Origin of the sequence: Streptomyces prunicolor (assembly GCF_045162825.1) — a bacterium.
Lineage (GTDB): Bacteria > Actinomycetota > Actinomycetes > Streptomycetales > Streptomycetaceae > Streptomyces > Streptomyces prunicolor.
The window spans coordinates 8,789,701-8,807,070 of sequence record NZ_CP108676.1; the positions used below are offsets into that span (position 1 = coordinate 8,789,701).

At 68.3% G+C, this 17,370-nt stretch carries 21 protein-coding genes and 2 pseudogenes; 5 read left to right on the forward strand and 18 right to left on the reverse strand.

Going from position 1 to position 17,370, the window contains the following annotated elements:
* Positions 1–63 precede the first annotated feature (63 nt).
* The 12 genes and pseudogenes from OG588_RS39955 to OG588_RS40010 all read right to left on the reverse strand — a co-directional run bounded on the left by OG588_RS39955 (position 64) and on the right by OG588_RS40010 (position 6,756).
* Entirely contained in the window at positions 64–426 is a 363-nt protein-coding gene (locus OG588_RS39955; protein WP_405953320.1) for a glutamate ligase domain-containing protein, read from the reverse strand.
* Between the two features lie 168 nt (positions 427–594).
* Positions 595–951 (reverse strand): annotated as a pseudogene (locus tag OG588_RS39960) (hypothetical protein); the annotation flags it as partial.
* 37 nt (positions 952–988) lie between these two features.
* Complete coding sequence (locus OG588_RS39965; protein WP_405951497.1) at positions 989–2,080, reverse strand: ATP-grasp domain-containing protein; 1,092 nt, start codon at positions 2,078–2,080, stop codon at positions 989–991.
* Complete coding sequence (locus OG588_RS39970) at positions 2,077–2,586, reverse strand: hypothetical protein (RefSeq protein ID WP_405951498.1); 510 nt, start codon at positions 2,584–2,586, stop codon at positions 2,077–2,079. Before OG588_RS39970 ends, OG588_RS39965 begins: the two co-directional genes overlap by 4 nt.
* 42 nt (positions 2,587–2,628) lie before the next feature.
* A complete protein-coding gene (locus tag OG588_RS39975; RefSeq protein WP_405951499.1) occupies positions 2,629–2,877 on the reverse strand; it encodes a hypothetical protein in 249 nt (82 codons plus the stop codon).
* A 60-nt stretch (positions 2,878–2,937) separates the two neighbouring features.
* Positions 2,938–3,081: a hypothetical protein gene (locus tag OG588_RS39980; protein WP_405951500.1), complete on the reverse strand. Its 144-nt coding sequence runs from the start codon at positions 3,079–3,081 to the stop codon at positions 2,938–2,940.
* 182 nt (positions 3,082–3,263) lie between these two features.
* Complete coding sequence (locus OG588_RS39985) at positions 3,264–3,806, reverse strand: NUDIX hydrolase (protein WP_405951501.1); 543 nt, start codon at positions 3,804–3,806, stop codon at positions 3,264–3,266.
* Complete coding sequence (locus OG588_RS39990) at positions 3,803–4,192, reverse strand: hypothetical protein (protein WP_405951502.1); 390 nt, start codon at positions 4,190–4,192, stop codon at positions 3,803–3,805. Before OG588_RS39990 ends, OG588_RS39985 begins: the two co-directional genes overlap by 4 nt.
* 96 nt (positions 4,193–4,288) lie before the next feature.
* Positions 4,289–5,134, reverse strand: a complete 846-nt coding sequence (locus tag OG588_RS39995; RefSeq protein WP_405953321.1) for a helix-turn-helix domain-containing protein — start codon at positions 5,132–5,134, stop codon at positions 4,289–4,291.
* Positions 5,135–5,161: 27 nt separating this feature from the next.
* Positions 5,162–5,683: a DUF6879 family protein gene (locus tag OG588_RS40000; protein ID WP_405951503.1), complete on the reverse strand. Its 522-nt coding sequence runs from the start codon at positions 5,681–5,683 to the stop codon at positions 5,162–5,164.
* Positions 5,661–5,891, reverse strand: coding sequence for a hypothetical protein (locus OG588_RS40005; RefSeq protein ID WP_067022411.1), 231 nt, complete (start codon positions 5,889–5,891; stop codon positions 5,661–5,663). Before OG588_RS40005 ends, OG588_RS40000 begins: the two co-directional genes overlap by 23 nt.
* Before the next feature lie 322 nt (positions 5,892–6,213).
* Positions 6,214–6,756 (reverse strand): ArsR/SmtB family transcription factor, encoded by a 543-nt coding sequence (locus OG588_RS40010; protein WP_405951504.1) that lies wholly within the window; start codon positions 6,754–6,756, stop codon positions 6,214–6,216.
* 57 nt (positions 6,757–6,813) lie between these two features.
* On the opposite strand from OG588_RS40010, the gene OG588_RS40015 reads away from it, so the two are divergent.
* The 4 genes from OG588_RS40015 (at position 6,814) to OG588_RS40030 (ending at position 9,860) form a co-directional block, all read left to right on the forward strand.
* Positions 6,814–7,719, forward strand: coding sequence for a S41 family peptidase (locus tag OG588_RS40015; RefSeq protein WP_405951505.1), 906 nt, complete (start codon positions 6,814–6,816; stop codon positions 7,717–7,719).
* 248 nt (positions 7,720–7,967) lie between these two features.
* Positions 7,968–8,714, forward strand: a complete 747-nt coding sequence (locus OG588_RS40020) for a DUF317 domain-containing protein (RefSeq protein WP_405953322.1) — start codon at positions 7,968–7,970, stop codon at positions 8,712–8,714.
* A 23-nt stretch (positions 8,715–8,737) separates the two neighbouring features.
* The gene (locus OG588_RS40025; RefSeq protein WP_405951506.1) at positions 8,738–9,274 is read left to right on the forward strand and encodes a hypothetical protein; all 537 of its coding nucleotides are present in this window, start codon (positions 8,738–8,740) and stop codon (positions 9,272–9,274) included.
* A 184-nt stretch (positions 9,275–9,458) separates the two neighbouring features.
* Complete coding sequence (locus OG588_RS40030; RefSeq protein WP_405951507.1) at positions 9,459–9,860, forward strand: hypothetical protein; 402 nt, start codon at positions 9,459–9,461, stop codon at positions 9,858–9,860.
* A gap of 29 nt (positions 9,861–9,889) precedes the next feature.
* On the opposite strand, the gene OG588_RS40035 is transcribed toward OG588_RS40030, so the two are convergent.
* Complete coding sequence (locus OG588_RS40035) at positions 9,890–11,173, reverse strand: hypothetical protein (protein WP_405951508.1); 1,284 nt, start codon at positions 11,171–11,173, stop codon at positions 9,890–9,892.
* Positions 11,174–11,298: 125 nt separating this feature from the next.
* Between OG588_RS40035 and OG588_RS40040 the strand changes: the two are divergent.
* Positions 11,299–11,562: pseudogene (locus OG588_RS40040) on the forward strand (hypothetical protein); the annotation flags it as partial.
* A 59-nt stretch (positions 11,563–11,621) separates the two neighbouring features.
* On the opposite strand, the gene OG588_RS40045 reads toward OG588_RS40040, so the two are convergent.
* The 5 genes from OG588_RS40045 to OG588_RS40065 form a co-directional block, all read right to left on the reverse strand.
* Positions 11,622–13,322: a relaxase/mobilization nuclease domain-containing protein gene (locus OG588_RS40045; RefSeq protein ID WP_405951509.1), complete on the reverse strand. Its 1,701-nt coding sequence runs from the start codon at positions 13,320–13,322 to the stop codon at positions 11,622–11,624.
* A complete protein-coding gene (locus tag OG588_RS40050) occupies positions 13,319–13,738 on the reverse strand; it encodes a mobilization protein (protein ID WP_405951510.1) in 420 nt (139 codons plus the stop codon). The genes OG588_RS40045 and OG588_RS40050 overlap by 4 nt, the downstream gene beginning before the upstream one ends.
* Positions 13,739–13,976: 238 nt before the next feature.
* On the reverse strand, positions 13,977–15,224 hold the full coding sequence (locus tag OG588_RS40055) for a hypothetical protein (protein WP_405951511.1): 1,248 nt from the start codon (positions 15,222–15,224) through the stop codon (positions 13,977–13,979).
* 92 nt (positions 15,225–15,316) lie between these two features.
* Complete coding sequence (locus OG588_RS40060; RefSeq protein WP_405953323.1) at positions 15,317–16,012, reverse strand: ATP-binding protein; 696 nt, start codon at positions 16,010–16,012, stop codon at positions 15,317–15,319.
* A complete protein-coding gene (locus tag OG588_RS40065; protein WP_405951512.1) occupies positions 16,009–16,938 on the reverse strand; it encodes a hypothetical protein in 930 nt (309 codons plus the stop codon). The genes OG588_RS40060 and OG588_RS40065 overlap by 4 nt, the downstream gene beginning before the upstream one ends.
* Between the last annotated feature and the right edge of the window lie 432 nt (positions 16,939–17,370).

The following is a 17,370-nucleotide window of genomic DNA, read 5'->3' on the forward strand; positions in this document are numbered from 1 at the left end:
TCCACCACGTCCGGCACCTCTAGCCGATGGAGGTAGCGGTCGACTCTCCGGGCGGATGGCTGTTCACAGGCCGGTGACGGGCTGCCCGATGAGGGCTTGGGCGATCTGCCAGAGCTGTCCGCCGCGGGACGCCTTCACGAGGACGACGTCGCCGGGGCGGAGGATGGACGCCAGGTAGGCGGCGGCAGTGCCGTTGTCGCCGACCATGGCGATGTCCGGCACGCCCGCCGCACCCGCCGCGAGGGCGAGTTGCTTGGCGAGTGCGGCGCCGACCGTCACGATGAGATCGACGCCGTTCTCCGCTGCCATGCGCCCGACCTCGCGGTGAGCTTCCACCGCTTCGTCGCCCAGCTCCAGCATCTCTCCGAGTACGGCGATCCTCCGGCCGCCTGGGGCCTCGGTCGTGTCGCCGTCTGCCTCGGTCATCAAGACTCTCCGTTGTGAATGGAGGGGCGCGAAGGTGATCGCGCGGCCGGTATAGGAAGCGGATACGCGGCTGAGGGGGACTCGATCGTGTGTCTGACCCCAGGCCGACGGGTCTCGGAACTCGATCGTTGGGTCGGAGCCGTCCTCGTAGCCACGAAGGATGACGAGGTGCCCGCCTGCCCGGCCGTCGTCGGGGAACTGCTCGGTCACAGAGACGATAAGCGGGGCGTCGTCGAGCCGCCTCGTCAGGTCTTCGGCCGGGACCGGTTCGGCGGTCGAGGGGACCCCGAGGTCGGTGGCCAGGCTCGCGATCCCCGCGTGGAGCGCCCCATGCGGGGTCAGGACCTCGTGCTTGACCGCGAGTCTCAGCAGTTCCGTGACCGTGGGTGCCGCGCGCCCGTAGGCGAGCAGGATCATTCTCAGCGACGCCAGGCCGCACGCCCGGTTGGACCATTCCACCCTGTCCCCGAGTGCCCAGCCTCCATGCAGATCCCATTCCGTGGGGGCGATGAGCTGTCGGCACATGGGGACATCGTGGACGCGCGACACAGCAGGCGGGCTCCTACGGTGAGACGGCAGCCTCCCGAGTCAGCGTGGTGCTGGAGAACGCGGGAGTGGGCAGAGGAACATCGTATGGCGGTCGGGTCAACGCCTCGTGCAGCATCGCCACTACGACATCCGTGTGCGTGAATCCGACCAACGCGGCGCCCACCACGAAGTTGCTGTCACGGGACATGCCCGGCGCGCTGTTGACCTCCAGCACGTACGGCTCGTCGTCCTCGGCGAGGATGAAGTCGACGCGCGCCGAACCACGCAACCCGAGCCCGTCCCACAGCGTCGTGGGGCACTCGGTGACCTTGGCCAGCACCTCCGGCGCCAACTCGGCAGCCCGCACGGCCACGGCGCCCCTGGAGTCCACGTCGAGCTTGGTGTCGGCGTCGTAGAACTCCGCGTCAGTCGCCTCGGTGGCCAGCGGAGGGAACACCACGACCGCGCCTTCAGGGAGTTCGAGGAGCCCCACGGTCAGCGGTACGCCGGTCAGGTAGTCCTCGACCAATACGGCATCGCCTTCTTCGCCGGCCGCGTCCGCCAACGCCTGGGGAAGATCTGCCTGTTCGCGGACCAGGCTCATGCCCACGCTGGAGCCGCCGAAGGGCGGTCTGACCATCGCCGCCCGCCCGTTCCAGTGCATCGGCCCGCCGGACCACACCCACCACCCGGGGGTGGGGACGCCGAGGCTCAGCATCACCCGCTTGCAGAGGATCTTGTCGGCGGCGACCGCGGACGCTGCGACTCCGCTGCCGCAGTACGGCACGCGCAGGTAGTCGAGCAGGCCCTGCAGCCTCCCGTCTTCTCCGTACGGACCGTGAAGGTTGGAGAGGGCGACGTCGTAGCCGGCCAACTCCGTGATGAAGTCCGGCTCGCAGGGGTTCAACACTTTCCAGCGGGCACCGATGTCGTCGAGAGCCTCGGACAGGGCGGTCACGGAGCGCTGGTCCACGGGGCACTTCGAGTGGTACAGCCGGTCCTCCGCTGATACCGGCCCGTAGACGAGGGCGACACCGAGCCCCTCGCGGTCGCGCTGCCAGTTGCGAAGGTTCTGGGCGGCCTCGCGCACCGCGAGGTCAGAGCTGGAAGTGAGGAACTGAGTCATGCGAGGACCCCTTCAAAGGTGTGGGTGACCGGTCCGCCGACCCAGTGCGTTCGCTTCGGTCGGTCGGGATGTGGCCGGACCGTGAGTGGTTCTCCGGCGCGGTTGTGGACGGTGACGGTTCGCGGCGACACGAGGCCCCGCAGGGTGGCGATGACGACGGCCGCGACGGCTCCGCTCCCGCACGACAGGGTTTCCGCCTCGACGCCGCGCTCGTAGGTGCGGATCTTCAGCGCCTGGCGGCCGGCGGCCTGTACGAAGTTGACGTTCGTCCCCAGCGGGGCCAGGTCGGCGTGGTGGCGGATGAGGCGTCCGACGAGTACCGCGTCGATGGCATCCACGTCGTCTACGACGGCGACGACGTGTTCGGTGCCGGTGTGGGCGCTGTCGAACCAGGTCGGCTTGCCGTTGAGGACGGTCTGAACCCGTCGGGGATGGACTGCGCCGACCTCGGCCGTGACCCACACGGAGTCGTCGCTCACGATCGCCTTGTGCATCACCCCCGCCATGCGCAGACTCATCTCGCGGAAGCCGTGGTCGTGGTGTGCGGCTCAGGCAGCGCACCGCAGAGCGTTGCCGCACATCGTGGCGATCGAGCCGTCGGCGTTGAAGCAGGTGACTTCGAGGGCGACCGGGCTGATGCTGATCAGGCTGCTGATGACAAGGCCGTCCGGGCCTACGCCGGTTCGCCTGGCACAGAGGCGCTCGGCCTCCTTCGGCCAGTCCTCCTCGCTGTCCGGAGCGGGGTCGGACAACAAGACGAAGTCGTTCCCCGCTCCGTGGATCCTGCGGAAGCGCATGGCGAAGCTTCTCGCTGGCGTGAGGTGACAGTTCTCGTAATGGCTGAATGGGACTTCGGGTCAGAGGAGTTCGACAGGCCGATACGTCGTCGCCGACTCGTACATGACCCACGGGGAGTGCCCGTCGAAGATCAGAACCCGGCGCCCCGCGGTGCCGGCGGACCTCATGTCGCGGACCCGCAGGTACAACCCGTCGAGGAACACGAAATCGCCAACGTGGACATCGCTTGGTTGCCTGTGACCGGGGATGGTACCGAGGGGAGGAGGCACAGGAGTTGGTTCGGTGGTGCGGCGCTCGTACATTCAGCCTCTCCAGATGGCCAGGAGGATCGAACCGCCGAGTGCCAAGAGGCTTGCCACGTAGCAGAGTTGTTGGTTCCGAGGGCTCAAGGGGTACCGACCAGGTGGCCGTGAAGGCGGTCGCGGACTGACGGGATACCGATCTCCCCAAAGGGCATCCAGGCCGCCGCGCCGGCTCCGAGCACCATCGGGGCGATGGCGCCGGAGTGGGCCCGGAACAGGTATCGGAAGCCGATCCGGAGGCGGGGGCCGTACCTGTGTTGCCCCGCTCTGGTCACGTCGATCAGGAAGGGGCCATCGCTGTCGGGTTCCGTCCACACGTCCCGGATGCCGACCGCCTCGGCCAGCAGACGCAGGGCCGCCCCTCCGAGCGAGTCGTCCTGCTCCTCCGGCTCCGCTTCCGCCAGGGCGAAGGTGCCTTCGTGCCGCAGGGACAGGACGCGATTGTGCTCATCGACGATGACTGCGCCCGTCGTTACGAGGGGGCAGTGCCGGCTGTGGGTGCAGGTCCCGCGCTGCGCGTGGTCGCGGGCGGCGTCGTACACCGGCATCAGCGCCATCTGCTCGTCAGGGTGCGCGTAGATGTAGTGGGACAGCTCCCGGACGATCTGGTCCTCCCGGATACTCACGGGGCACCGAGTCCGTGGCGCTGTGTGTAGATCCACAGGAGCCTTCGCGTGACGTCGGCGGCATCCCGGAGGTAGATGAAGGCGCCGAACGACGGGGTCTCCGCGGTCGGACGGTTCTGCAGGTCGAGGAGCCGATATCCCTTGCGGAACAGCTCCCGTACGTCGTCGTCCTCGTCCGCCCCCAGGTCCTCACCGAGCAGGAGGTTGAGGTGCCCGACGATCTCCGGCAGGGCGGTGTCCATGTCCTTGCGTGTGGAGGTGGCCATCTGCATGGAGAGGGCTGCCTCGGTGCTTTCTGAAATCGTCTCGACGTCGACGGGGAGAACTTCGGTTCCCGCGCTGTCGGTTGCTCTCGACGCCTTGCCGCTACCTGCCACAGTGATCACCGTCTCGCCCCTTCAGTACGCGTTTCCGGCCGTGTCAGTAACGCTAAGAAGGGCGACAGGAGGGGCTCTTCGAGTGTGCCGGAACTTGCCCGGCATTCACCCCAGGGATTCGATGGCCGCCGTGATGATTTCGCGCGCCGCCGAGCCGTAGACAGCAAGCTCGGCCAGATCCGTGGACGTCTGGGCATACATGGCAAGTTCGTGCTTCTGCGTGACGGCGAGATGGGCCGAGACGAGTTCGACGTGGACCGTGTGGTCGTCGTACAGGAAGAAGCCTTCGACCGGCCAGAGGCCGGAACGGTCGGCGTCCTCAGGAATGATGCCGATGCTCACCGACGGCAGCGCCATAACGCTGAGCAGATAGCCGAGTTGGCCGGCCATCACCTCCGTCCCGCCGATGCGCTTTCGGAGTGCTCCTTCTTCCAGGAGGATCGCGAACGTGTGGTTGCCGTAGACGATCTGCTGCTTCTCCACGCGCACCTTGACGGCGGCCGGAACGTCATCAATGAGGCCGCGACGGTTGCGAATTGAGGTGAGTAGCGCGGTGATGTACGAGGCCGTCTGCACTGGGCCAGGAATGAGCCACGGGGAGTAGAAGCGGAAGCGCTGGGTGCGTTCCCACAGGGGGAGGACGGACTCCTGGGCCTGCTTCAGGCCGGTGCGCTCCAACCTGCGCCACTCGACGTACATGCCCTCGATGCCACGGGCCGTCGAGATGAGATCCTCGGCTGTGCTCTCCGCACCGCAAGCAGCAGCCCACGCACGCAGGTCGCGCTCCGAGGGCGGACGTGTGCCGCTCTCGAAGCGCGAACACTTCGACTCGTGCCAGCCGAGACTGTTGGCCAACGCGCGTTTGGTGAGCCCGGCTTCGAGCCGGATTTCGCTCAGGCGTTTACCAAGAGCCCTGCGGGCTTCCTGAACGCTCGAAGATGGCGATGTCATGTCGCTGCGACGGTGCTGTTCGAGCAATCAGGCCGACTCGGCCGGCTGGAACTCCGCGTGCCGTGTTGCCCGCGCCCACACGGCCTCGAAGGCCGACTCGCAGAGCTTCGCCACCTCCGGGTCGTCCGTGAGTTCCACCTCCATGTTCTCGCCTTCGCCGTCGAAGTGGTTGACGAGGACAAGGCTGGAGTCGAAGAGCCAGAAGTCGTTGCCCGGGAGCGCGAGGGCTGTTGCGTTTCGCCGGGAGAGCCAGCGCACGTCTTCGCCGGCGGCGATGTTGAGTCCGTCCGTCACGTCGTACTCGAAGCGGATGTACTCGCTGACAGGAGTCGAGACGACTCGGGCCCGGCGGATCTCGACGCCTCGCGAGGTGGCCTCTGTGACGATGCCGTGCCAGTCGCCCCAGCGCGCGGCCGGGTCGAGTGTGATGCCGGTTTTCCAGTCGATGAAGGCCGGGTCCGACTTCATGTAGGCGTCGCGCATCTCCAGATGGAGGGCCGTCCGCTGGCAGTCGCGGAACAGTTCCTCAAACGTCGGGGTCCTCGTCAACCTTCTTCACCTCCAGGAAGAACTGCACCATGCGCCGGGGGATCTCCACCACCGACTCATGGCCGGGGATGTCCATCTGCCCGAGGCGCTCGATGTCCTCCACCTTCAGCCCCTGCACGAGGTAGCTGTCCTTCTCCTCGTCGAGGTAGATGGTGGGGGAGCCGCCACTGGGACTCTCCGGGTCCTTACCGAGCTTACGCAGGGCCATGATGTCCTCCTCGGATGCCGGTAACGAACTCTGTGCCAGAGCTTGCCCGTGGCTGTGCCGTGGAGCTAGGAACTTGCCGAAACTTGCCAGATACGCATGGAAGTTGACCTTACGCGGCCGGGGTTGGGGCGACGAGCAGTGGGCCCGCCGCAGCCCTCAGGGATGGCCGGATCCGATTGCTGTCGGCCCTGAGTCGCCAGTTCTCCTTCGACATCGAAGATAGTCGTGTGCAGCGTGCTGATCTGGGGCGACTGGGTTGGATGCCAATGGATCCGGCTCGTCGCGAGTGGTCTACGTGTGCTGTCTCGTGAGGGTGGTACGGCTAGGCGGAACTGGTGGTGCTGGTTGGCGGAGCCTGCTGATACAGCGCCACCAACACACCGTGCAGGGGCTGGTCCTCTGCATCTTCCTCCGCCTCGTCGACCAGTTTGGCGAGTGTCTCGCCGAGTTCTCTTGCCTTCGCGGGGCTGAGCCGCAGGTGGCGCAGTGTCAGGTGGTGTTCGGTGGGAGAGAGGTCCAGCTCCTGGGCGATGGCGGCGAACATCGCGGCGGTGCCTGCCGCCTGGGGTTCGGCGACGAGCATGCGGCGGGCCGTGCGCTGGTAGTACTGCTCGGTGCCGCCGCGGACCTGGCGGGTCTCGGCGACGTGGATCAGCCCGGCTTCGCGGAGCACCTTGACGTGATGGGCCACGTTGCCCTTCTTCGCGTCGAGTTGCCCTGCGAGCTGGCTGATGGTGGCAGGCCGGTGCCCCAGGGCGAAGAGCAGCCGCTGACGCAAGGGGTGCGCGAGCGCCGCGAATTGCTCGGGCGCACTGATCTCCAGAACGTCCTCAGGAGGCGGTGAGTGGGAAGGCTGATCACGCATACCGAAAGTGTCTAATCTCGTTGACGCTTTCGCAAGGGCGGTGCTCTACTCCCTCCCATGACAACTCTGACGAAGCTTCAGCCCGCCCCCATCATCGACGAGACGGCCCGACTCCTGACCGAGCACTACGTCTTCCCTGAGATAGCCGAGCAGCTAGCCGCCCTGCTGCACCGACGCCTCACCGAAGGCGACTACGACGTCGACGACGCCGAGGCACTCGCCCGCCTGGTCACCGCGGACCTGCAGTCCGTCAACAACGACCGCCACCTGAGACTGAAGCACCACGCCAACCCCGTACCCCTCAAGCAGGGAGCGGCCAACCTCGCTGCCATCCGCCGCGACTTCGACACATCCCTGGGCGGTGCGCCCCGAGTGGAGCTGCTCAACGGCGGAGTCGCGGTGCTGGAGCTGGCGCCGATGCTGTTTCCGCTGGAGTGGGCCGCCGAGCCACTGAGCGCCGCCCTCACCCTGGCCTCCCGCGCCCAGGCACTGATCGTGGACCTCCGCGCCAACCGGGGCGGCGACCCGGACACGGTCGCCTTCGTCTGCAGCTACCTACTCGACGAGCGCACCCACCTCAACACCATGTACTGGCGCGCCGGCGACCGCACCGAACAGTCCTGGAGCCTCCCGCACGTCCCCGGCGCGCGCTTCGGCGGCAGCAAGCCGCTGTACGTGCTGTCCAGCGACAGCACCTTCTCCGCCGCGGAGGAACTGGCCTACGACCTCCAACAGCTCGGCCGCGCGGTAGTCGTCGGCGAGCGCACCCGCGGCGGCGCCCACCCGTGCGAGGGCTGGACAGTCCACCCCCACCTGGAAGCCACCGTCCCGGTCGGCCGCGCCATCAATCCCGTCTCCGGCACGAACTGGGAGGGCACCGGCGTACAACCGGACGTCCTTTGCGTCGCAGCCGACTCCCTCACCCAGGCCCACACGCTGGCCCTCGCCCGACTGGCAGGCTGACCCCGTCCAGCTCATCGACAGCACTGCGCGCAGAGCCCTTGTACACATCGGTGGCCGGCCTCGGCGACGGAGGCCCCAACGTGCTCACCCCGAAACGGCCGGGTCCGCGGTCAACCGCCTTGATCGGATGGCAGAGGACACCAGTTCGCCAGAGGCAGACAGGGAAGATCCCGAAGGGACTGGTGTCCTGCAGCAGAGCACGTCAACGTACAACACCCTGCTTGGAGAGCCGTTCTGAGCCCATGGCCATGGAGGCGCCCCTGCTCCCGCACCATCCCAACGAACCATCCCATCGAGACTCGCCAGATCCGGTCTACTGGGTCACCCCGCGCCACTTGGCCGGTGACGACGGCGTGCTCGCCGAGCGGATCGGCGACACCCTTGCCGACCTTGGCTGGCGTATGTGGCCCACTGCCCGCGACACCCTGTTGTACGTGAGCCCGGACGGGCTGCGCGGTGCGGAGTGGGTCCTCGCCGCCTATCCGTTCAAGTTGGGCGGGCTTTCTGTTGCTTGGCAATTGAGTGTCCGTCCGCATGCCGACTCCGCGATGGCGGAGTGGAACGCGTACTTCACCGAGGGCGTTCCGTACGAGGCACTGGCTGATCTCCTCGTGGCGATCGACGCCCGTGAGGCGCCCGGCGTCGCGTTCGACGGGGCCAAGGTGGTGATCGACGCGCTCAGCGCCCAAGGCTGGGTCCGCGATGTGGATCGACCTCGCACCACCGCCACGGATCCCGGACTCTCCTCCAGCGTCTCCCTGGAACCAGTGCCGCCGTTCATCCAGGACGCCGACCCACGCCCTGATCTGCTTGGTTGGCAGGCGTGGGCAGAGCCCGTTCTTGGCGTCCCGTACCTGTGGTGCGCCAGTTTCAGTGCCAGCGTCCCGCATGACCTGGTTGCCGTTTTCGCCTCCTCGCTCGCCTCGTCGGTCCCGGTGCCGCGCCGGGTGTTGCCCAAGAGCGCCGAGGGTCGGCTGACCATCCGTCGTCGCTGACGCGCCAAGTGCTGGGCGTCTGCGTGGTGCTGCTCGTCACTCATTTCCGCAAGGTGCCGGTCGTACATGTGAGGCATGGCCTCTGTGCCCCCCAGCCGATAGGAAGGAAGAAGATCTTGTTTTTTCGACGCGCTCGCGAGGACCGGGCATTTCGTGAAGCTCAACGTGCGGGCCACGCGCTGTTGTTGCAGTTGCAGACCAAGCAGTCGCCAGATTTCCCCGATCCGACTGCACCCGCTCGGGCTGCGGAGGAATCGGTGGTGGGTGACTTCCTGCCGCCGGACCTGCGGGTTCCTTCGCGTCAGGAAGTGGCCGGGCTGATGATGCGTTGGGTGCAGCCGCTCGTCGTCGACGGCGAGGTCCGTACATGCCCGGGGTGCGGCTCGTACCGGGATTGGATCGTCTTGTGCCTTCGTGACGACTCGGTGTGGTTGCGCTGCCGGGCCGGCCACGAGATCAAGGAGTTGGGTCTGGACACGGCTTGGTACAACCGCAACTCCGGTCCGGTCGACCGGTTCCACCCCACGCTCGAAGAGGGTCTGCGTCACCTCGGCCACTGAAACTCCGAAACCCCTTTGCCCCTTGTCGCTGCCGGTGCCCGGAGGACCGGCCTGGTCAACCCGTCCTTTCCGTAGGCCACTTAGGGGTTCACATGCGCTTTCACGTCACGACCGTCCTCTTCCTGAGCGCCCTCGCTGTCTTCCCGTTGCGGGCTGCTCGACCAGTGGTGCCCCTTCCAACCACGTGGCGTCCTCTGCGACCGCGCTGTCCGGGAACGCCTCGTCATCAGTGCTGTTGTCCTCAGCCGCTCTGACCAAGCGGCTCCTGAACAAGGGTGACTTGGGCGAGGGCTACACCCGCACGCCGCCGCGCCGCGCAACGCAGGACGACGTAGCCGTGATCGGCTGCCCGGCGCTGGAGAGGCTCGGCGCCGCCGCGGCGACCGGTGCCGGCCTCGACTTCTTCCGAAAGACGAGGGCGTCCTTCGTCTACGCCGGTGGTGGCGGCTCCGAGGTGTCCGAGGAGCTGTACAGCGACAGCGCCGCGAAACTGTCGAAGGGCATCGTATTGGTAGCCCCGGCCATTGGATGTCGCGGAATGGTGGTTGGTCTTCCTCGACCTGGCGCGAGCTGTTCGTGTGTATGAGTCCTGATGCGGACGTCGGATGGCCCGCGTTAGTTGGCCTCCCCCAGGTAGCTCAGGGCTCGGCGGAAGTCATCGAGGGCGGACCCGTACTCGCGGGCGGCGGTGTGGAACGTCGATCGGTCTATCAGGATCTTGGCCAGTGTTGGGGTTCCGACTGCCGGGTTGTGCTGGGTCAGCTGGCAGGCCAGGCCCACTCCGTCATCGAACAGGGGGCGCACGCGCTCCGGGAACAGATGGGTGCGGTCCTCCCAGTAGACGGCGGAGCGGACGGTGAGGACCCGGTGCAGCCGGACCAGTTCGGCCAGGTGCTGGTCCGGATCTTCGGTGGCTCGCGGAGCAAGGGTGTCGACCTCCTCACGCAGAGCGATACGGCTGTCGAAGTAGCGCTGCTTGGCATCGGCGGACCACCGCATGGGCGTCGCCCCCGAAGGCGGACGTGGTCCACCGGACGTCGGCCGCTCGCTGTCGGCGCCGGAGAAGGAAAGCAGCACCGCCCAATAGGACGCCTGGTAGCCGCTCCCGGACCTGCGCTCACCGGTGGCGGCCAACTCCGTCAGCAAGGCGAGTGCCTCTTGGCGTACGGCGGCCGCCTGCTCGCCTCGGCCGCAGGCGTCGAGCATCTGTGCGTACCCGATCAGCGAGTAGAGATGGCAGGCGATCGAGCTGCGGTCGTTCGCGGCCTCGACCGCTTGCATGCTGACGAGTGTCTCGAACGCGGCGAGTGCTTCGCCGAACCGGCCGGCGTCATGGAGCGCGGCGATCCACTCCAGGAGTGACCAGGCGAGCGCCCCCTCACCGGGCCCGTTGGGCAGGATCGCCGCGACCCACTCGGTCAGGGCATCGGCAGCTTCGGCATATCGGCCTTCCTCGGAGAGACCGGCAGCCCAGTTACTCAGCCCCGTGACCGCAGGGTTTCCGGATAGTTCGGCCTGCGCTCGGCCGATGGCGAGCATCTCGGCGCGCATGGCGAGCCCTTCGGCGCGCCGGCCCAGGGTGTACAGCTCCCTCTGGCAGGTGTCGAGTGCCTCGTACAGAAGATCCGCACGGGCAGGTTCGCCCGGATCGATGGCCCGTGCCGCGGCCACCGCCTCCTCGCGCAGCGCGAGACAGGCTGGATGCCGTTTGCCGGAGCTGGTGTCGTAGCTCAGGCGTTGCAGGGCTCTGGACAGGCGGGGCAGGTAGGCGGCGGGGCTGACCTGGGCGAGTACCCGATAGGCGTCGACTTCCTCGCGTGGAGTGCGGCGTCCCGACGCGAGCAGTATGTTCCGTGCCCGCAAGATGTCGTCCTGATCGACTTTCCCCGAGTGATTCATAGCGGAGATTCTGGGTGTCTCGGCGAGGGCCGAACAAGCCTGGTGGCCTGTGCCGTTCGTCCTACGCAAACACCCTCTGACCTGTCATGATGGGTGTGTCATCGCTTCCCCGGGGTTGGCAGACCTTCGACGCGATGGTCTCCTGCCCCACGTACCAGGTGGTGTCGGGCAGCACCGTCATCGACATGAGTACGCAGAAGACGGCCGCGCCTGATCTGGGGGACGAGCAGTGGAGTCAACTGCTCGCCTACTCCCTCGGAGGGCAACGTGCCGTCGTCAAGCAGACGGCGATCCGTATAGGCAACGTGTTGGTGATCGTCTCCGGCTCGTCGGGACTTGTGGACGCCAACCTGGAGAAGGCGGTTGCCAAGGTCCAGGCCGCCTCCTGACTGCTCGGCTTTCCGGTGCCCTCTGCCTCCTGGCAGAGGGCACCGGCGTATGTGCTGAATCACCGTGTCTGGCGGGGCCGGTTGTCCCGACTCGGGGTGGGCGACGCCGGGCGCCCCCTTCGCTTGGCCGCACTGGCGGAGTGATTGGGCATTGTGGTGGCGTCGGCGGGCAGGTCGGCCATGCGGCGAAGCCGCCACACCAGCACGTCGCTGATTGAGTCAGCGGTGCCCAACTCCCGTCGTCCGGCAGCTTCCGCCAGCAGCCTGGCCGGGTTGTGGCCGGCGGTCTCGGCGTCGGCGAGGGTGGCTGCCAGGGCGTGCCAGCCCGGCTCCACCAGGATCTGCTCGGCTAGTTCGGGCACGGCCGCCCGTAGATGGGCGGCCTGCTTCTGGCGCAGGGGCTGGGGCAGGCGCAGACCTCGCTGGTACAGCACGCTCAACGGGGCGTCGGCGGCGGCCCGGTAGGCGTTGCGGAGGTGCTCGGCGGCCTCGCGGGCTGCGGCGGCTTGCTGGGCGTGTTCCTTCTTGGCGTGCCAGTGGGCGGTGGCGGTGACGAGGAAGAACAGCATGTCGATCGCCATCGCGGTGGTGGCACCGTCCTCCCCGCGACCGAGCGCTGGCCCGCTGTAGACGAGATCGCGGGCGGCCTGGCGCAGGACACGGTCGTGCTCGTGTTCGGCTTTTACGTGGGAGCGGGTGGCTCGCTCGAATACGGCGGCGGCCTGACGCAGTTCGGTGCGGGTGTGGGCGGCAGAGGTCTTGGCGAGCGCGTCCAGGACCTCCCCGGCTGCCGAGATGTGCGCGGCCACTTGTCCGTCTTCACCGTTGTCGATGACCAGCACCGCCTGCCACGCCGCGGTGGCTGCTCGGCGGCGCGCGGCGGCCGGACTGCTTAATGCCGGGCCCGTGTTCTGCCCATGGGCGGCGTCCCCGGCCCAGCGCTTGCGGATACGGGGCAGGGACAGGTCTGGGGCGAGCGTGGAGCCCGCGTAGTACACGGGTTCCTTGTCGCCGTTGCGGTTGTCCAGGAGGGCTACTTTGTACCCGAGCAGGTCGCCGGCGGGTGCGGCGCGCTTGCGGACCAGCAGGCCGGCGGCAGCGAGCCGGTCGAAGAACTCCTCCTCGCTCGTGGCTCCTGCCACTGCCCGCCGTACGGTCTCGCGCAGTTCGTCGCGTGCCGGTTGCTGCCTGCCCTCGCGTTCGGCCTTGTGGCGTTCGGCGCTGGTGGTCCGCTTGGCGGCGGTGCCGTCACCGGGCGCGACCTGGTGCAGGCCCAACTCCCTTTCGATGAGGCGGCATTCGGCCTGGGCGCGCTTGCCGGAGCGGTGGTGGTCGGGGCGGCGGCCGTCTTCGCGGACGAGGGTGGCGATGATGTGGATGTGGTCGTCAGCGTGGCGGACGGCGGCCCAGCGGCAGCCGGCGCCGTCGCCTGGGTCGATGCCGGTGGCGGCGACCACGCGGCGGGCGATGTCGCCCCACTGCTCGTCGCTGAGGATCGGGTCGTCGGGCGCGGCGCGCACCGAGCAGTGCCAGACGTGCTCGTCGGGACGTTGGTCCGCGTCGAGGAGAGCCAGGGGCTGGTCGAGGATGTGCTGGAGGTCCTCCCTCGTCACCGAGGGGGCGCGGCCGGGGTCGGGGGCCATGCCGTCGAAGGAAGCGACCAGGTGTGGGTCGATGTGTTCCTCGTGGGTGCCTTCGCCGTAGAGGTAGTTGAGGAGCCCGAGAGTCTTGCTGCCCTGCCGGTGGATACGGGGGATCAAGCCGCCTGTTCCTCCTGTCGGTTGGTGATCCTGTCGGCCGCCCGCTGGACGGCCTGTGCGGCGCGTTGGAGATCGGCGAGCGCGGAGGCGAAGTGGGGCGCGTCGGCACCGGAGTTGAGAACCTTGGCGGCCTGGTTGACGTTGCTGCCGGCCCAGCCGAGCTGTCGGCGTACGCCGAAGAGGGCGGTGAGGATGTCCCGTTCGGTGGCGATGGCTGCTGCGGTGCGGGACTGGTCGCGGGCGGCGGCCAGGGCGGAGTGGGCGAGGAATCCGGCCACGCTCATGCCGACGTGGTTGGCGCCGGACTGGATGATGGAGAGTTCCTGTTCGTTGAGGCGGACGCTGTGAGCGGGGCGCTGCTTCCTGTCGCGCGGGCGCGACTTCCCCCTCCTGGCCTTGCCCTTGCGGCTGGCCATGCTCGGCTGCGGTCCGCCCTCGGTCGCAGCCTTCCCGTCCGGCGCCCCCGGGCGCCGGACGGACCCCGCCACCCCTGGGGCGGGGGCGGGTTCGGACGCTCCCCCTGCGGGGGAGTGTCCGAACCTCCAACTTGCTCCCGATGGGGCTGAGGTGGTCATCTCCCTTTGACTGGTGGGCAGTTCGTGGTTCGAGTCGGGCATTGAGCGATCTTCCTTGGGTGCTGTGGTGGGAGCGGTTTCAGTGGGGATGGCCAGCACGAGCGGCCTTCAGCTCAGCCTTGATGGTCCGGACGACCTCTCCGGCCTTGTCGCTGGCGACGCTGTAGCCGTCCTCGCGCACGGTGTTCTCCAGCAGGTCGCGGGAGAGACGTCCGGTCTCGCCGAGCATGCGATGGGCGTATTCCGTGAGGACGTCCCGGGTCGCGCGTGGTCTGGGACCCGAGGGGGCTGGTTTCGCCCGCGCGGTCTTGCCCGGATCACCATCCGGTGACTTCTTGCCCGGAATCGACTCCGTGCTTGTAGTGGTGCGGGCGGGTTTCGGGCTTGGGGCGGGCGGCCGGGTCGGTGGCATCATCGCCCGGGTTGCTCTCGGGCGGGCGGCTACTGAGCCGCCCATCGAACCCACGGCCGGGCCGGGCCAACGGGCGGGCAGTGGGACGGAGGCCAGAGCGAGGGCCTGTTGGCGGGTGGCGAGTTTGCGCAGCAGCAGCTCGTCCTGGCGCTCGTCGCGGTCGACATCGGCCTGTTCCAGGGCCTGATGCAGGCGCCGGCCTCGCCGCTTGGCGCGCTGCTTGGGCGTCATCGTCTCTGCTCGGAGGATGAGGGTGACGGCTTGATCGAGGGCGCGTTCGCGGATGATCCGGGCGAAGTCCGCGTCCTGGTCGGCGATCCCGAGGCGGGCCAGCAGGCGTTCGCGTGCCTGTCGGGCGAGGACGGCGGTCAGGCTGCGGGAGTCGGCGTCCGGGGTGCAGTGGCGCAGCTCGATGCCCATGGCCAGGTGCCACAGTAGGGCCGCCAGGACCGGGCCGACGAAGGCCCGCACGGTTCCGCCGACCAGCCCGGACTCGGCGTAGGCGGGCACGATCTGCACGCCGGTGATCACCCAGGTGAGGGTGCCGGGCAGACCGGGTGCCTGCTTCGGGCCGTTGAGGTTCGCCCGGGCGAGCAGGGCGGTGGAGAACAGGGCGAGTTCGGCGGCGGCGAACATCGCCGCCCGTTCGATGGTGCTGCCCATGTCGAGGTAGTCGGCGGCGAAGCGCCAGCTGGTGTCCGCGCTGTATGCGGTGCAGCCGATCGCGGCGACGGCGGCGACCCGAACCGCGGCGGTGCTACGGCGCTGTCCAGCGCTCGGCTTCCGAAAGTGCCGCCGTAGCGGCCATGCGGCGGACAGGGCGACGGCGGCCAGGACCGCGATGGCCACAGGCGCAGGGATCCAGTGCGGCGGGGCGGGTATGGCGCTGGTGAGGGCGGTGGTGCCAGGGGGCATGCAGAGGCTCTCCAGGGGCCCACGCGAGCGAGGGCATGCCTCTGGCGTGGGTGGGGTGAGGTGGGGGCGAGGAGGGAGACGCGCGGCTGTCGTCAGGTGGCGGGCGCGGTACGGCGTCGGTCGGGCTCGGTGAGAATGACGCGTTCGGTCATCTCGGCGAGGCGGGAGGCGACGCGGTCGCCGAGCGCGGTGCGCAGCTCGGGGATCGGCAGGTTCGTGGTGATGAGGGTGGGGAGCATGTGCTCGTACCGGTGGTTGATGAGCCGGTAGGTCAACTCCTCGGTCCACTCGCTGGTTTTGGCCGCGCCGAGGTCGTCCAGGAGCAGCAGTGGGCAGCGGGCCAGCGTCTGCAGCTCCCGTTCGCCGTCGTGGCCGGCCCGGGGGCGGAGCCGTGCGTGCAGGTCGGCGCTGGTGGTGGCTTCCCAGCACAGGCGGACACCTCGGGTGAGGAGGGCGCGGACGGCGCCGTATCCCTGGTGGGTCTTGCCGGTTCCGGTGGGGCCGACGATCACCAGCGACGGACCCTCGGCGATGCCTGGTCCGCCAGGTCCGGGGCGTCCTGCCCCGGCGATCCGGTCGGCCCAGGCGGTGATCTGAGGGTGGTCGGCCAGGGCGCGGCGGTAGCGGGCGGGGATGCGGGCGTCCGCAAGCTCCAGGGCGGTGACCGGCTCGGCCGGTGGTTCCTGGGCCGTGACCGCAGGGTCGATGCCGCGAGTGGCCAGGATGCCGTTGAGCCGGTCGGCGATCGGGCCGACCCGGTGGGGCTCGCGGGTGAGAGTGGCGCTCAGAGGTCACCTCCGTAGGCGGCATTGATATCGGCGGGGTTCGTCCATGCCCTGTGGGTGGCGGGCATGGGCGCGGCGTTCATGACCTCGTGGACGAGACTCGGCAGGACGCTCGGGGACAGGCCCTTGACCCGGTGGCGTTCCAGTGCGGCCCGGAGGTGGCTGGGGGCGATGCCCTCGTCGAGCAGCTTCCGCACCTGCTGGCCGAGACGCTTCAGGACGTCGTCCGGCGGGCGGTGGTTGCACGCGGCCACGTACTCGCCAAGGAGATCCTTGGCCGAGACGGTGTCGGGCGCGGGGGCGCTTGCGACCCCCGAAGGGTTACTTCCTAGATCCACGGTCCTAGGTCCTAGATCCGGACGATGAGGTGTCACCGCCGATGCAGGGAGGGGTCCCGAATCCTTCACGGAGCGCTCCGTGAAATCCGTCTGACCTGCGGTTTCGTTATCAGGGGCCGAGTGCGGTGCAGGCTCGCGCGCTTTGCGGGAGAGCTCACGGAGGGTTCCGGGAGGAGAAGGTGCGGACTCCGTGACGCTTGCCTCCGTCACCGGTGCGGCGATGATCGGCCGGGTCCGAGAAGGGCCGTTATGGCGAGGGCAATCGGGCAGACGGCTCATGCTCGGCCGGTTGATCTTCTGGTTCCGGTGCCATGTGACGACGTGCAGATACCGCTTGTCGTCCGGGCCCGTGTAACGGCAGATCAGACCGGCGTCGGCGAGCTGCGCGAGGTCCGTCTCGACATCGGAGGGAGTGTGGTCGGGGCGCAGCACCCACAGCTGCCCGGCGATGATCGCGGCGTGGTCGCGATGGCGGCCCTGGTCGTCGGCCTGGGTGAGCAGGCCGAAGAAGGCGCGCTCGGCGGTCAGCGAGACGACGGCCAGGGACTCGGAGACGAAGGCTTCGGGCTTGATGGTGCGGATTCGTGCCAAGAGGGACGGGTCCTCACTCGGTTGCAGGTGGGCAGGTGCCCACGGCTCACCGTCGATGGGCGGTACGGGCGTACGGGGTGGGGGAGTTGGCCTGTCGGCGGCACGGGGCGCGTTGATGGCCGCTCGCGCTTTCCGGGGGTGTCGTCAACATAGCCACACCCAGGTCGCGCAAGTCCAGCCCCATCCCGCGCAATCTCTTACGGCAGAAAGGCAGCCGTAAAAGCAAGCGGTAGAGGGCGGTGGAAAAACGGTAAGGCACGATCGCCGGTTGACCAAATAGTTGTGCCGGTTTCCGAGCCAGAAGCATCACATCGGGAAGCCGTTGACGTGTCGGAGACGGGCAAGCTACAACACAACACCCCATGTCGCAGCAGTCACTGAGCGGCGATCAGCGCGGCGGCTCTCGGGTCATGTCAGCGCGGGGAACCGCTC